Raw genomic sequence first — 14,914 nt, 5'->3', positions numbered from 1 at the left:
ATGGTTAGACAAGCATTTTTGATCCCCTCTGCAATTGCCTTGGCCACCACACCGGCCGTTTCGAAAGCCTCAACAAGATCGGCATCACGCTTGGCTCGATGGGCAACCCCTTCTTCGTGGCCTTGGCCAAAGGCGCGGAATCCGAAGCCAAGAGGGCCAACCCCAGGCCGAGGTACTGGCCTTTGGCTATGACCCGGGACAATATCACGAGCTGTGTCGGATGGGCGTCCGATCAGCGATGACCGGGGGAAACAAGTGTGTTTGGCAGCAAGCAAGCGGGCGCAAACTTACCCATAAACCCCAAGTGTTGTCCGCGTAAACTGCCACTCGACGTCGGAACGTTCGGAGGCGTTGAGCGAAAGGGTGATCTGCCGGGTTTTTACTGGACCACGAAATCCGGCAAAGAACAGCGGATCTTCAATGAATGGCTGGACCGTTGCCGAGAACATCCAGATATCATCGTTCTCCGCCTGCAGGATGATCAGACCATTTTCATCGACGGTAACGTTGACGGAAGGATGCAGGTGGAAGCGGATGACAACATCCTCCGCGCCAGTATCGCGCAGTGGATTGCGCCCTGCGGCAAAGAAGCTGTCGATACCTTCGATGACGCTGCCACTGTGCGACAGGACGATCTGACGCTCGTGATAAATACCGAAAGGCCGGACATAACCATTGTGGTTGGCGACAAAACCAACGGCGCCTTCCCGTTCAATCCGTTCAATATTGACCTTTGTCGGGCCTGCAATTATCGGTGTGCCGATCATCGTCGACAGACCGGGTGTAGCGCTGAAGCGGCACGACGACGTGTCGTTGATCGTCGCTGTCGAATGCGCGGCAGTGGAGCGCGCCAGCGGGCGGAACTCCGGAGGGCCATAGCGGTCGACGCCGGCATTGACGATATAGCGGTTGCGCCCGGACGACATTTCGAAGGAAAGGCAACCGGCATGGGCGTCGCGCGATGCTGTAACCGGCGGTGCAAGTCCCGTATCGGCGATGATGGTGGTGGAATCCATCGACAGGCGCTCGTAGCCTGAATGTGCCGCGTGTATGAGCGGCAGACCGCCGATATCGTCATGGCGCAGCACGGCGATGACCCGCTCCGGCATGGTTGCACCGACCCCGTTGAACAAGGCGAGGCTTCCATCGTGATGGCGGAAGAAGCGCAGCGCGGGCAGCATCCGCTCAATCGCTTCGATGAGTGCTTTCGGGGGGCTTCCTGGCCGCTTGCGTAGGTCTGGCGTAACGGCAAGAGGTCTGCCAGCAACTCAAGAATCGTCAGCGGATTCCGTGATATGTGGCCGCCATCCGGGAGGATCTGCCGGATCAATTCGAATTCCAGGTTGCGCCGGGCCGAACGGCTGGTGCTCGACGCGACGGGCAAGGCCAAGGCGGCAAGGGCCAAGGCGGCGCGGGCCCGCAGTTTTTCTTCCCCGTCATCCATCACCGCCGCCATCGTGCGCAGATAGCGCACCTGCATGGCGAGGGAGCGCATGAATTGGCGGTAGGCGCGCAGGTCAGCTCCCGCGAGGATAAGGCTCGAATGCTGCAGCCAGGCGATAATGCGTTGCGCCGTGACTTCGGGTGCCCAGGCGGGGCCGCCAATCGAGCGGCCATGGGTGGTGATCCAGTCGCTGAGCAGCGCGCGGGCATTGGCCGTGGCAAGTTCAGTGCCGGCGGCGCGCAAGTTGCGCAGCCAGCCGAAATTGTGCAGCGCGGCCTGCCAAGCGGCATTGGGCGGTTCAACCAGGAATGGCGAGCGCCCGCCCGTCTCCACCACCTTGCCAGCAAGGGCAAAGCGGCCGTGGTAGAACTCTTCAGCAAGTTGTGGATCGGCTGGTCGAAGGTCCTGCGGCGCGATGAGTACCCGTTCCGGTGTGAAACCGGTAAAACGCCAGCGATAAAGCGGCCCCATGCGCACACGCCTGCGGAACCGGCGCCACAATTGCGCTGTTGCAAGTCCCCACAATTGCGGTGTTTCGCTAAGCGCGACCATGTGGCAGCATTTCCTCATTTCGCCGGGCCCCGGCGAGGTTCAGGGCATTGTCATACGCTGGCGCGAAAGATATTCCCCGCCGCATGGCTGTGCTTCGAAACCCTGAGATCATTGTTATTGCTTCAGATCGTCGTCGACAAAGGACGACTATGCAACCAAAACGGTTAAAATTTTAGTATTTCCGTTTGAAACGGGCGGCGAAGAAACCGTCCATGCCGGAAAGTGCCGGATTGTCGTGGCGAAGATCAGCCGGAGTGGAGCGGACAAAGCCTTCCTTCGTGATCAACTCCGCGAGGCCGCCCACTTCGTCCTTCGTTACCGGAACGAGCTCGATGGCAGGGTTCTTGGCGAGAAGGTCATGAGCGACTTTCTCGCCTTCGAGCGGATCGAGCGAGCAGTTGGAAAAGACGACAATGCCGCCGGGACGGACAATCGTCACCGCATGGTCGAGAAGCTTCGCCTGTAGCTGCGCCAGCTTGCGTATATCTTCCGGCGTCTTCGTCCATGGCACGTCCGGATGACGCCGCACCGTTCCCGTCGACGAGCAGGGTGCGTCAAGGAGGATTGCGTCGAAGGGTTCGGCTGGCTGATAGGCAGAGAGATTGGCTTCGACGGTCTCGGCGGAAAGCTGCAGACGTTCGAGATTGGATCGCAGGCGTTTGAGACGGTTGGCTGAAAGGTCAAGCGCGGTCACGTTGGCGCCGGCGAATGCGAGCTGGGCGGTCTTGCCGCCTGGAGCCGCGCAAAGATCAGCAACGCGCTTGCCTTTGATGTCACCGAAGAGCTTTGCCGGCAGGCTTGCGGCCGTGTCCTGGACCCACCACTCACCTTCGGCAAAGCCGGGAAGGCCGGTCAAAGCGCCGTCGACCGTCGCGAGGCGCACGGAACCGGTCGGCAGCGCGATGCCGCCGAGTTTTTCCGCCCATTCCCGCGCGTCGCCTTTGACCGTCAGGTCGATCGGCGGCTCCTTGCTCTGGATGTCGAGAATCGCCCTGGCCTTTTCCTTGCCGTAGGCAGTAACAAGGCTCGTTTCAAACCAGGCCGGAACATTGCTCGCGCCAGCCACGAAGTTTTCCTTCTCGCGCGACAATCGCCGCAAGACAGCATTGACCATCGAGGCAAAGCGGCGGTTGCGCGGATCATTGTTGGCGGCAGTCACCGCAAGATCAACGGCAGCACGGTCAGGCAGGTCGAGATAGAGAATCTGTGCGGCAGCGACATGCAGGAGGTGACGCAGGGCTACAGCATTATCCGGCAAGGGCCGGTCGATCAGCTGACCGATGGCCGCTTCGATCGTGCCGCGATTGCGCAAGGCAGCGCCAAGGATTGCGCGCACCAGCGACCGGTCACGGTCGTCGAGCGCCATATATTGTGGATGGCCATTGCTGTTGTCGGTCAGGCCATCAAGCGAGGTGTGCTTCTCGATGACTGCGCCGAGGAGGCGCGTTGCAACTTGCCGAGCGGCAAGACCTGGACGGTCTTCCGCATCGATATAATCCGCCGGTTTCCGTTTCTTGCCGAAAGGACGTTTGGTGCCCTGCTCCACACTCATGCCCAAGGGCCCTTGCGGCTGGCGCCGTCGCGTCCCCAGGGAGTGGGCCTGTCTTCGCGCGGTTCATCATCGAGCGGTGCTTGCGGTGCGCGCGCAGGCGGCATCTGGCGGAATTCCTCGACCATGGCTTCGAGTGCCGCGATGCGGTTTTCCGTGCTGGGGTGGGTCGAGAACAAATTGTCTGCGCCCCGACCGCTCAGCGGGTTGATGATGAACAGCGGGGCGGAGGCGGGGTTGCGCTCGGCATCCTCATTGACGATCGCTTGAGCGCCGCGTGCGATCTTGTTCAGGGCGGAGGCCAGCCAGAGGGGATTGCCGCAAATTTCCGCGCCGCGCCGGTCGGCGGCGTATTCGCGCGTGCGGCTGATGGCCATCTGCACGATCATCGCGGCAAAGGGCGCGACGATCATGGCGACGAGAACGCCGATGAAGCCGAGCGGATTGTTGTTTTCGCGATTGCCACCAAAGAACATGGCGAAATTCCCGAGCATGGAAATCGCGCCGGCGAGGGTCGCGGTAATGGTCATGGTGAGCGTGTCGCGATTCTCGACATGAGCGAGTTCGTGTGCCATGACAGCCGCCACTTCCTGCGGCGAAAGGCGTTGCAGCAGGCCGGCACTGGCGGCGACCGCGGCGTTCTGTGGATTTCGCCCTGTGGCGAATGCATTGGGCTGGTCATTCTGGATGAGAAAGACCTTCGGCATGGGCAAGCCGGCTCTTTCCGCAAGATCCCTGACGATACCGTAGTACTCCGGCGCATTGTTCTCGTCGACTTCAACCGCGTGATGCATGTTCAGCACCATCTTGTCGGAGTTCCAATAGCTGAAGAGATTCATGCCTGCGGCTATCACGAGAGCGATCATCATGCCTCCGGTGCCACCAATGAGAAAACCGACGCCCATGAAAAGGGCGGTCATGAAGGCAAGCAGCATTCCAGTGCGCATCACATTCATGGCTTCATTCCTTCTATTGATAACGGTTGTGGTAGCAAGGTCATTCCCTATATTGAACATCTTCCGCTATATGATGGTGTTTTATACAGCAAGCTTCAATGATGGGTGTGACCGACAATGAATGACGAGCAGACATCAGCGGCGCCGCATGCCGATAATGACGATCAGCCGCCGCGTCCTGCTTTCGATCAACTGCCTGCAGCGGCACAGCGGGCTTTGAAGGAAGCAGAAGCGCGAGCGCAAGGCGGAGAAGGACGAAGCCGATCAGCCGCGCGAGATCGGCGGTCGCGGCGGCAAGGATCCCGCGCGCTTCGGCGATTGGGAGATCAAGGGCCGCACCATCGATTTTTAGTGGATGATCTCGATGCCGAGCTTTTCCCGCCGCAGCCAGCGGCTGATCAACAGAACGGCGGCAGTGGCGAGGCCGCACAGAAGCCCAAGCCAGATACCAGCGCCTTCCATGCCCAGCCAGAAACCGAAACCAACCGAGAGCGGCAAGCCCACGCCCCAATAGGCGATGGCTGCATAGATCATCGGAATGGTTGTGTCGTGCAGGCCGCGCAACATGCCGCTCGCAACTGCCTGGCCACCGTCGAAAATCTGGAATAGCGCGGCGAAGGCGAGAAACGATACCGCAAGCGAAATCACGCTGGCATTGGCGGGATCATTGATGTCGATGAAGGCGCTGATCAGTTGATGTGGCGCCAGCAGCATCAGCAGGGCCGTCACCACCATGAAACCCGTACCGGCGGCAAAGGCGACCCAGCCAGCGCGCTTGATGCCTTCTCGATCCTGCGCACCATAGGCGCGGCCGATGCGAACCGTTGCCGCCTGGCCGAAGCCCATCGGCACCATGAAAGCAATCGACGCGATCTGGATAGCGATGGCGTGGGCGGCCAGCGAGTCGGCGCCGATCAGCCCCATCAGGAAGGCGGCGGCGTTGAAAATCGTCACTTCGAAGCTCAGGATGGCTGCGATAGGCAGGCCGAGGCGAAACAGCTCGCCGAACCGCGGCCAGTCGGCACGCCAGAACCGCCCGAACAGGCGATAACGCCGGAATTTTTTGTCGAGACTGATAATAATTACCAAGCCAGTAAACATCATGATGGACGACAACGTTGTCGCGATGCCGGAGCCAACGATACCGAGCTTCGGAAAACCAAGATGCCCGAAGATCAAAAGCCAGTTGGCAAGAGCATTGAAACCAACCGAAATGAGAGCGATGACAAGCGCCCAGCCGGGACGCTCCAGCGCAGCGATGAAGGAGCGCAGGACGATATAGAAATAGAAGGGCAGGACAGCCCATTGCAGCGCGCGTACATAGTTGCCGGCTTCTGCGGCAAGGTTCGCGTCCTGGCCCATGGCAATGAGGATCGGCGTGGTGTTCCACAATGCGAGCCAGATCGGGATGGAGATGGTAACGGCGATCCACAGGCTTTGCCGCACGGTGCGGCGGATTTCACGGACGGTGAATTTGTTGCGGCCAAGCTCGCGCGCCATCATCGGCGAGGTCGCAAGCATCAGGCCAAGGCCAAATATCATCGGCACGTAATAGAGATTGGTTCCGAGTGCGCCGGCCGCAAGCGTATCGGCACCGACCCAGCCCATCATCATGACGTCCGTTGCCGTCATCGCCGTTTGCGCAAGATTGGTGAGAATCATCGGCCAGCTCAGCGAGAGCATTGCGACGATTTCATCACGCCATGCACGCCTTGACGCAGCGTTTTGGGCTATAGCAACCGACATTGTTTTGGTCTTTCAGAGGAAATTGCCTTCAATTGAGGCAGGATGCACCGTTTTCAGGCAGAATCTTGGTATCACCAAATTCAAAAAGCGCAAAGCTTTCGGGCGCAATTTTCGGTGGCACAAACGGAAAGGGCCACCCCGAAGGGTGGCCCCGCAATTCCGTCTGGCACAAAGCTGTCGTTTGGCCTTCTTCCCCTGGTCTTGGCCAGGGTTGCTTATTCAACGGAGAGACGATCCCCGATGGAAAGCATCAGACGCCTTGTGGCAGTTAGCGAAATCACGAGACATCGGATCACCTCCTTTTCATTCGTTGAACACGAAATAAGAATGGGGTGTCTTTCGTTGCGTTTCAAGCGAAAAATTTGGCTCGGGTTTCAGACAGCTTGCAAATGGCTGATTGCAGCCATAAGCCAAGCAAATGATTTTTCGTAAAGCACGCGACACGCAGTGTTTGAGGGTAAAAGATGGCAGCTGAAGACTCGACCGCGAAAAGTGGGGCGGCGCGGATCATCCGCACTGTAATCGGCGTACTCGAGCCGCAATTTTCCGTCGAATTGTGGGACGGGACGCGCATTGGCGAGACCGATGGCCCCATCCTCATGATCAATGATCCGATGGCGGTACGCCAAATCGCCTTGAAGCCAAATATCGGCTCGATCGTCGAATTATGGGTCTCCGGCCAGATCGACGTGAAGAACGGCACGCTGTTCGATCTGGTCGAGCGCGGACCCAAGGGTAAATTCAAACAGAAACTGAAGAGCCTGCCGAAATGGCAGTTGCTCAAAGATGTGCCTTCGCTGCTGCTTGGGTCAGGCAAGGCCGGTAATTCCGGTCTCGGCGGCAAGAATCCTTTTGTCAGCGGTTCGAACAAGGAAGCTATCACCCATCACTACGACGTCTCGAACGCCTTCTACCAGCTCTTCCTCGATGAGCGGATGGTCTATACCTGCGCCTATTTCACCGACTGGGCCAACACGATCGATCAGGCGCAGGCTGACAAGCTGGAGCTGATCTGCCGCAAGCTGCGCCTTCAGCCGGGCGACCGGCTGCTGGATATCGGTTGCGGCTGGGGTGCCATGCTGATCTACGCGGCAAAGCATTATGGTGTGACCGGCACGGGCGTCTCACTCTCGGAAGCGCAGACTGCATTGGCGCGTGAGCGGATCAAGGCCGAGGGTCTGGAGGACAAGATCACCATCCACGTCAAGTCCTACGAGCACCTCGAAGGACAGTTCGACAAGATCTCATCGATCGGCATGTTCGAAGCGGTCGGCATTGCGCATTACGCCACATATTATTCGAGCGTGCACCGGCTGCTCAAGCCGGGCGGACTTTATTTGCACCATGCAATCACGCGGCGGATGAAGCGTAACAAGAAGACGTTCGGCCGCAAGAGCGCCGAGCACCTGGCCCTGGTGAAGTATATTTTCCCGGGCGGCGAACTCGATCACCTCGGCATGACTGTCGAGAATCTCGAAGGCTACGGTTTCGAGGTGCACGACGTCGAAAACCTGCGCGAGCATTACGGCAAGACTTGCCGGATCTGGGCCGACCGCCTGCATGCGCGATTTGACGAGGCGATCGCGGAAGTCGGGGCTCCGAAGGCGCGACTCTGGCTGCTTTACCTCACAGGCTGCGCCTTGGCGTTTGAGCGGGGTACTGTGCAGATCAACCAGACGCTGGCCTCAAGACGCAAGCGGGGGATATCGGCTGTTCCGCAGACGCGGGCTGACCTGTATCGGTAAATCCATCCTGATGGCCATCTGATGCAGTTTTTCTGCGCTCCGATGCTCATGGACTTAAATGTCCACTGCGCTTCGGTTTGCGAAAACCGCACCAGCTGACTCATCAGGCTGAATTTACAGGTAGTGCTTTATGAAAGAAGGAACGATCAGCCCTTCCTGTTCTGCCTGTTGGCGATCAGATCGTCGACCACCGCCGGATCGGCAAGGGTCGACGTATCGCCAAGTGCACCGAAATCATCCTCGGCGATCTTGCGCAGAATACGGCGCATGATCTTGCCGGAACGGGTCTTGGGCAAGCCCGGTGCGAACTGGATCTTGTCAGGCGAGGCGATCGGGCCGATCTCCTTGCGCACATGGGCAACGAGGTCCTTGCGCAGTTCATCGCTGCCTTCGAGACCAGCCATCAGCGTGACATAACAGTAGATGCCCTGCCCCTTGAGGTCATGCGGATAGCCGACGACCGCAGCTTCGGAGACGGTATCATGCGAGACAAGTGCGGACTCCACTTCCGCCGTGCCCATGCGATGGCCCGAGACGTTGAGCACGTCATCGACGCGGCCGGTGATCCAGTAGTAGCCGTCCTTGTCACGGCGGCAGCCATCGCCGGTGAAATACTTGCCCTTATAGGTGGAAAAGTAGGTCTCGATGAAGCGCTTGTGGTCGCCGTAAACCGTGCGCATCTGGCCGGGCCAGGAATCGATGATGCAGAGATTGCCGTCGGCCGCGCCTTCGAGCACATCGCCTTCATTGTCCACGAGTTGCGGTTGAACGCCAAAGAATGGCCGCGTGGCCGATCCGGGCTTCAGCGCAGTCGCCCCGGGCAATGGCGTGATGAGAATGCCGCCGGTTTCCGTCTGCCACCAGGTATCGACGATGGGAGAGCGCTTGTCGCCGACCACCTGATAATACCATTCCCAGGCTTCCGGATTGATCGGCTCGCCAACGGAGCCGAGGATGCGCAGCGACTTGCGCGAAGTCTTCTTGACCGGCTCGTCGCCGGCGCTCATCAGGGCGCGGATGGCCGTGGGAGCCGTATAGAAGATGTTGACCTTGTGCTTGTCGATGACTTCCCAGAAACGGGAAACCGACGGGTAGTTCGGAACGCCTTCGAACATCAGCGTGGTAGCGCCGTTGGCCAGCGGGCCATAGACAATATAGGAGTGACCGGTAACCCAGCCGACGTCAGCCGTGCACCAGTAAATATCTCCGTCGTGGTAATCGAAGACATACTGATGGGTCATCGAAGCATAGACGAGATAACCGCCGGTGCTGTGCAGGACACCCTTCGGTTTGCCGGTGGAACCTGATGTGTAAAGGATGAACAGCGGATCTTCCGCCTTCATCTTTTCCGGCTTGCATTCCGGCTTAACGCTCTGCGTTTCCTCATGGTACCAGAGGTCACGGTTCGGCGCCCATCCGGTCTTGCCGCCGGTTCGGCGCACGACGAGCACATTCTTGACCATCACATGATGCTTGGCAGCAATATCGATCGCCTTGTCCGTATTGTCCTTCAGCGGGATTGGCTTGCCGCCGCGCATGCCTTCGTCGGCCGTGATGACGAAAGTCGATTCTGCAATCGATGATCCGTCCGGCGAGTGCATCGGGCGAAAAGCCGCCGAAGACGACGGAATGGACAGCGCCGATACGCGTGCAGGCGAGCATCGCATAGGACGCTTCCGGAATCATCGGCATATAGATGGTGACGCGGTCGCCCTTCTTGACGCCATGCTTCTTCAGCACATTGGCAAGGCGGCAGACCTGATCGTACAGCTCGTTATAGGTGATCTTCTTGTCGAGATAGGGATTGTCGCCTTCCCAGATAATGGCGACCTGATCGCCGCGCTTCTTCAGGTGGCGGTCGATGCAGTTGTAGGAGACGTTGGTGACGCCATCCTCGAACCATTTGATCGCTACCTTGCCTTCGAACGAGGTATTCTTGACCTTGGTGTAAGGCTTGAACCAGTCGATGCGCTTCCCGTGCTTTGCCCAGAATTTCTCCGGGTCCTTGACGCTCTGCTTGTACCAGTTGAGATAGGTCTCATCGTCGATGAGCGCGTCTTTTTTCGCGCTTGCCAGCACGGGATAAACCTTCTCGAACATCAATTTCCTCCAGACTCTGAGATGACGGGCCTCCACCCGGATGCCTCCGAACGAGAGGCGAATAGCACTCATTATCACTATGCAAATCACTGCGTAAATACAGCAAATCACTGGAAGTGGACGGCGTTCTGCCGCAGAACGCAACCGGGCGTTGTAATATACCGTTACATTTTGTCATGGAACCTGGTCCATTTTGAACACATTTCAGCATCAACGGTCGCTGCCTTGACTTGGGAGGACACATGAGGCGCGCCGCACAATCATAAAAAGTCTGCGCCACACCAAGGATCGATGAATGACAATTCAACCCTTGCGCAGCGTTGCGTCCCGCGCGAAATTCTTATCGTTTACCCTGATCGCACTTGCGCTGGCCATTCCCGCGAATGCCGGCACGCTGCCCGAACCCTCCAATCCCCAGGAACGCGTCGGGGCTCATCTTTTTGACGAAGAGCATGCGCATCTCCTGAACGATTCGGTTTTCGACAGGATCAGCCCTTTGGTGCTTGCGGCCATGCCGCGCGGCAAGGCCTATATCGACTACAAGGCCCCGTCGAAATGCGTTCCGGAGCAATTGAAGAACGTCCTCAATCGCGTTTCGGCGAAATACGGCCCGATAACTGTCAACTCGACAGTTCGTTCGCGGTCACGTAACCGTAGCGTCGGCGGCCGGGATCAATCGTATCACCTCAGCTGCCAGGCCGTTGATTTCCGCGTGCATGGCGGCGCGTCCGGGCTGATCAACTACCTTTCTTCGACCAAGGAAGTCGGAGGACTGAAGCGCTATCCGGCAGGCTATTACCACATCGATACCGGACCGCGCCGCAGCTGGTGACATACCTTAGCGACTGCCGAAAATAGCCGAACCGACCCTGACGGAGGTTGCTCCGAACCCTATGGCAATTTCGTAATCGCCGGACATGCCCATCGACAGCTTCTCGATACGGGCGCCGTGTGCGATTTTTTCCAGTAGCGCGAAATGCGGTCCCGGATTCTGATCGGCCGGCGGGATGCACATCAAGCCCTCGATGATCAGCCCATGCACGTCGCGGCAGCGCGTGATGAAAGCCAGCGCTTCCTTGGGATCGATACCGGCCTTTTGTGCTTCCGATCCGGTATTGACCTGCACGTAAAGCTTCGGAAACCGGTTCTGCTTCTTCATTTCGAGACTGAGAGATGCGGCGATTTTCTCGCGGTCTACGGTTTCGATGACGTCGAAAAGCGCCACGGCTTCCTGCGTCTTGTTGGATTGCAACGGGCCGATGAGGTGCAATTCGATGTCGGGGAAATCTGCACGCAGCCAGGGCCACTTCAGTTGTGCTTCCTGCACGCGATTTTCACCGAAAACGCGCTGACCGGCTTCGATGACGGGACGGATTGTATCCGCGTCGAAGGTCTTGGAGACAGTGACGAGGGTTACCGAACCCTTCACGCGGCTGGCTTCAACCTCCGCCTTGTTGATGGCGCTCTTGACGGCAAAAAGTTGATCGACGGCATTGGGCATGGCGCGGTTAAGTCCTATTTATGATACACGAGCCTGTTTTCGCGGCTTCATTCAACGTGAAATGGTTGACGGTTTCACCAATCCATGTTGAAGGTCCCGGCAAGCAATCCAGTATCCTTTGCAAGAGAATTCCGTTCATGGCAACCGAACGATACAATCCACGTGTAGCAGAAAAGCATTGGCAAAAGGTTTGGGACGACGCCAAGCTTTTCGAAACACCCAACGATGATCCGCGCGATCCGTATTACGTGCTCGAGATGTTTCCCTATCCGTCGGGACGCATCCATATGGGTCACGTGCGCAACTATGCCATGGGCGACGTCGTAGCACGCTACAAGCGCGCCAAGGGGTTCAACGTGCTGCATCCGATGGGCTGGGATGCTTTCGGCATGCCGGCGGAAAACGCGGCGATGCAGAACAAGGTTCACCCCAAGACGTGGACGTACCAGAACATCGAAACCATGCGCAACCAGCTCAAATCCATGGGTCTGTCGCTCGACTGGTCGCGCGAATTTGCCACTTGCGATGTTGAATATTATCACCGCCAGCAAATTCTGTTCCTCGACTTTGTCGAGAAGGGGCTGGTGACGCGTAAATCCTCCAAGGTCAATTGGGACCCGGAGGACATGACCGTCCTTGCGAACGAGCAGGTGATCGACGGCCGCGGATGGCGTTCCGGTGCCCTGGTCGAACAACGCGAGCTGACGCAGTGGTTTTTCAAGATCACCGACTTCAACGAAGAATTGCTGGGCGCACTGGACGGACTTGACCAGTGGCCGGACAAGGTGCGTTTGATGCAGCGCAACTGGATTGGCAAGTCGGAAGGCATGCTGATCCGCTGGGCGCTGGATGAAAAATCCCATGCTGGCGGCGAAAGCGAGATCGAGGTCTATACGACGCGTCCCGATACGCTGTTCGGGGCGTCGTTCATCGCAATCGCGGCTGATCATCCGCTGGCGAAGAAGGCCGCCGAGACCAATGCTGCTCTGGCGAAATTCAACGAGGAATGCCGTCACGCGGGGACATCTGTCGTCGCGCTGGAAACTGCCGAGAAGAAGGGCTTCGATACTGGCCTGCGTGTTTCGCACCCGTTCGACCCGGACTGGAAGCTGCCGGTTTATGTCGCGAATTTTGTGCTGATGGACTATGGCACAGGTGCGATTTTCGGCTGCCCCTCGGGCGATCAGCGCGACCTTGATTTCGCCAGCAAATACGGTCTGCCGGTTGTGGCCGTCGTCATGCCGGAGGATGCCGATCCCGCAACATTCCAGATCACCGAAGCGGCCTATGTCGATGATGGCGTAATGATCAATTCTCGCTTCCTCGATGGTCTGTCACCTGCAGCGGCATTTGACGAGGTGGCAAACCGGTTGGAGAAACAAACGATCGGCAACCGGCCGCAGGGCGAGCGCAAGGTGAATTTCCGACTGCGCGACTGGGGCATTTCACGTCAGCGATACTGGGGTTGCCCAATCCCGATGATCCATTGCGATGATTGCGGTGTCGTTCCCGTTCCCAAAGCTGACCTTCCGGTGAAGCTGCCGGACGATGTCGAGTTTGACCGTCCGGGCAATCCGCTTGATCGCCACCCGACATGGCGTCACGTCAATTGTCCGGAATGCGGCAAGGCGGCGCGACGCGAAACCGATACAATGGACACGTTCGTTGACTCTTCCTGGTATTTCGCCCGGTTTACCGCACCTTGGGAAAACGAGCCGACGAGATCCGAAGATTGCCAATCACTGGCTGCCGGTCGATCAGTATATTGGCGGTATCGAGCACGCGATCCTGCATCTGCTTTACTCGCGTTTCTTTACGCGGGCGATGAAGGTTGCCGGCCATCTGGATATCAGCGAGCCCTTCAAAGGCCTGTTCACCCAAGGCATGGTCGTGCACGAGACCTACAAGAGCAAGGATGGATGGGTTACGCCGGCGGAAGTCCGTCTCGAGGAGGCTGATGGCAAGCGCCGGGCTGTCCTGATCGGTACAGGCGAGGAAATCGAAATCGGCTCGATTGAGAAGATGTCGAAATCGAAGAAGAATGTCGTCGATCCGGATGACATCATTGCATCCTATGGTGCCGATACGGCACGCTGGTTCATGCTGTCCGATTCGCCACCCGAGCGTGATGTGATCTGGACGGAAGCCGGGGCCGAAGGCGCGCATCGCTTTGTACAGCGCGTTTGGCGGTTGATCTCCGAAGCCGCGGAGACACTGCAGACTGTCGAGGCGGCACATGCCTCGGAAGGGGAAGCGCTGCAGATTTCCAAGGCGGCCCACAAGACTGTAAAGGCCGTGGGTGAGGACATCGAGAAACTGGCGTTCAACAAGGCTGTCGCCCGCCTTTACGAACTGGTGAATGTGCTTTCCGGCCCCTTGCAGAAAATTGCCGCCGGGGAGACGGACAAGGCGTTGACCGGTGCATGCCGGGAAGCAACCAATATGCTGCTCGCCATGATTGCACCGATGATGCCGCATTTGGCCGAGGAGTGCTGGAAGGCCCTGAACGGCAGGGGTCTCGTCGCGCATCAGGCATGGCCCGCATATGAAGAAACGCTGATCGTCGAGAACGATGTGACGATGCCTGTGCAGATCAATGGAAAGAAGCGCGGGGATTTGACAATTGCCCGCGATGCAGATCAATTGGCGGTCGAAAAAGCCGCCCTCGCGCTTGATTTCGTCAAAGCCGCGTTGAACGGTAATCCGCCGAAGAAAGTCATTATCGTACCGCAGAGGATCATCAATGTCGTTGCCTGATCGTTTTCAGCCGGTCCCCAAGCGTCTGCTGTCCGCCTGTGTTCTGGGTATGGCTTTGATTGCCGGCGGATGCCAGGTTCGGCCGCTTTATTCCGATCCCGGCCCGGTCGCGAGTACAAGTGCGAATGTGTCGGGCAGCGTTCGCTCGAAACTTGCAAGTGTCTCCATCAACGAGCCCGGCGACCGAGTCACCCAGGAAGTACGCAACAATCTGATATTCCTGTTTGGCGGTGGTGCGGGTGAACCGGTGCATCCGGCCTACACATTGCGGATAAGCGTCATTTCCCAGAATTTGTCCTTGGCTCTGATTCAGAATGCTGACAATGACAAATCCGGCCAGCCAACGGCAGGTTCCATTCGCATGACCGGCTCCTATGTCCTGACGCGCATCGCCGATGGTCAGGTGGTCGGCAAGGGAAATCGCATCGTCACCGCCGGTTACGATGCACCGAGACAGCGGTTCGCAGCAGAAAGGGCTGTACGCGATGCAAACAACCGCGCTGCGCGGGAGCTTGCAGAGGCCGTTAATCTCAATGTGGCCCAAGATCTCTCAAAGATCTGAGT

The 14,914-nt window shown here is 58.3% G+C and carries 7 protein-coding genes and 4 pseudogenes; 5 read left to right on the top strand and 6 right to left on the bottom strand.

The window, feature by feature from the left end:
* Positions 1-287: 287 nt before the first annotated feature.
* The 3 genes and pseudogenes from N8E89_RS05870 to htpX form a co-directional block, all read right to left on the bottom strand.
* A pseudogene (locus N8E89_RS05870) lies at positions 288-1,996 on the bottom strand (heparinase II/III family protein).
* A 172-nt stretch (positions 1,997-2,168) separates the two neighbouring features.
* On the bottom strand, positions 2,169-3,548 hold the full coding sequence (locus N8E89_RS05865; protein ID WP_262261408.1) for an RsmB/NOP family class I SAM-dependent RNA methyltransferase: 1,380 nt from the start codon (positions 3,546-3,548) through the stop codon (positions 2,169-2,171).
* A complete protein-coding gene (gene htpX, locus N8E89_RS05860; RefSeq protein ID WP_262261406.1) occupies positions 3,545-4,501 on the bottom strand; it encodes a zinc metalloprotease HtpX in 957 nt (318 codons plus the stop codon). Before htpX ends, N8E89_RS05865 begins: the two co-directional genes overlap by 4 nt.
* 117 nt (positions 4,502-4,618) lie before the next feature.
* Here htpX and N8E89_RS05855 point away from each other — a divergent pair.
* A pseudogene (locus N8E89_RS05855) lies at positions 4,619-4,853 on the top strand (DUF1674 domain-containing protein).
* Here the strand turns inward: N8E89_RS05855 and N8E89_RS05850 are convergent.
* Positions 4,850-6,247 carry an MATE family efflux transporter gene (locus tag N8E89_RS05850; protein ID WP_262261405.1) on the bottom strand — a complete coding sequence of 466 codons (1,398 nt, stop codon included), beginning with the start codon at positions 6,245-6,247 and terminating at the stop codon, positions 4,850-4,852. The pseudogene N8E89_RS05855 and the gene N8E89_RS05850 overlap by 4 nt on opposite strands.
* A gap of 464 nt (positions 6,248-6,711) precedes the next feature.
* Between N8E89_RS05850 and N8E89_RS05845 the strand changes: the two genes are divergently transcribed.
* Complete coding sequence (locus tag N8E89_RS05845) at positions 6,712-7,992, top strand: SAM-dependent methyltransferase (protein WP_262261404.1); 1,281 nt, start codon at positions 6,712-6,714, stop codon at positions 7,990-7,992.
* A 146-nt stretch (positions 7,993-8,138) separates the two neighbouring features.
* On the opposite strand, the pseudogene acs reads toward N8E89_RS05845, so the two are convergent.
* Positions 8,139-10,092: pseudogene (gene acs / locus N8E89_RS05840) on the bottom strand (acetate--CoA ligase).
* 295 nt (positions 10,093-10,387) lie between these two features.
* On the opposite strand from acs, the gene N8E89_RS05835 reads away from it, so the two are divergent.
* Entirely contained in the window at positions 10,388-10,924 is a 537-nt protein-coding gene (locus N8E89_RS05835) for a YcbK family protein (protein WP_106662040.1), read from the top strand.
* 6 nt (positions 10,925-10,930) lie between these two features.
* Here N8E89_RS05835 and N8E89_RS05830 read toward each other — a convergent pair whose 3' ends face one another.
* Complete coding sequence (locus N8E89_RS05830; RefSeq protein ID WP_262261403.1) at positions 10,931-11,593, bottom strand: YggS family pyridoxal phosphate-dependent enzyme; 663 nt, start codon at positions 11,591-11,593, stop codon at positions 10,931-10,933.
* A 137-nt stretch (positions 11,594-11,730) separates the two neighbouring features.
* Between N8E89_RS05830 and leuS the strand changes: the two are divergent.
* Both leuS and lptE read left to right on the top strand, forming a co-directional pair.
* Positions 11,731-14,350, top strand: a pseudogene (gene leuS / locus N8E89_RS05825) (leucine--tRNA ligase).
* Positions 14,337-14,912 carry an LPS assembly lipoprotein LptE gene (gene lptE / locus N8E89_RS05820; RefSeq protein WP_262261401.1) on the top strand — a complete coding sequence of 192 codons (576 nt, stop codon included), beginning with the start codon at positions 14,337-14,339 and terminating at the stop codon, positions 14,910-14,912. Before leuS ends, lptE begins: the two are co-directional and overlap by 14 nt.
* Positions 14,913-14,914 lie beyond the last annotated feature (2 nt).

The sequence above is a fragment of the Phyllobacterium sp. A18/5-2 genome (genome assembly GCF_025452215.1).
Taxonomy (GTDB): Bacteria; Pseudomonadota; Alphaproteobacteria; order Rhizobiales; family Rhizobiaceae; genus Phyllobacterium; species Phyllobacterium sophorae.
Note: the sequence above shows the minus strand (reverse complement) of the source record. Positions and strands in the feature narration are given on the sequence as shown.

What these genes read in the sequence shown, in the direction of transcription:
- N8E89_RS05865 (WP_262261408.1), bottom strand. Translation starts at nt 3,548, where the DNA reads ATGAGTGTGGAGCAGGGCACCAAACGTCCTTTCGGCAAGAAACGGAAA.
- N8E89_RS05845 (WP_262261404.1), top strand. Translation starts at nt 6,712, where the DNA reads ATGGCAGCTGAAGACTCGACCGCGAAAAGTGGGGCGGCGCGGATCATC.
- N8E89_RS05830 (WP_262261403.1), bottom strand. Translation starts at nt 11,593, where the DNA reads ATGCCCAATGCCGTCGATCAACTTTTTGCCGTCAAGAGCGCCATCAAC.
- lptE (WP_262261401.1), top strand. Translation starts at nt 14,337, where the DNA reads ATGTCGTTGCCTGATCGTTTTCAGCCGGTCCCCAAGCGTCTGCTGTCC.
- htpX (WP_262261406.1), bottom strand. Translation starts at nt 4,501, where the DNA reads ATGAATGTGATGCGCACTGGAATGCTGCTTGCCTTCATGACCGCCCTT.
- N8E89_RS05850 (WP_262261405.1), bottom strand. Translation starts at nt 6,247, where the DNA reads ATGTCGGTTGCTATAGCCCAAAACGCTGCGTCAAGGCGTGCATGGCGT.
- N8E89_RS05835 (WP_106662040.1), top strand. Translation starts at nt 10,388, where the DNA reads ATGACAATTCAACCCTTGCGCAGCGTTGCGTCCCGCGCGAAATTCTTA.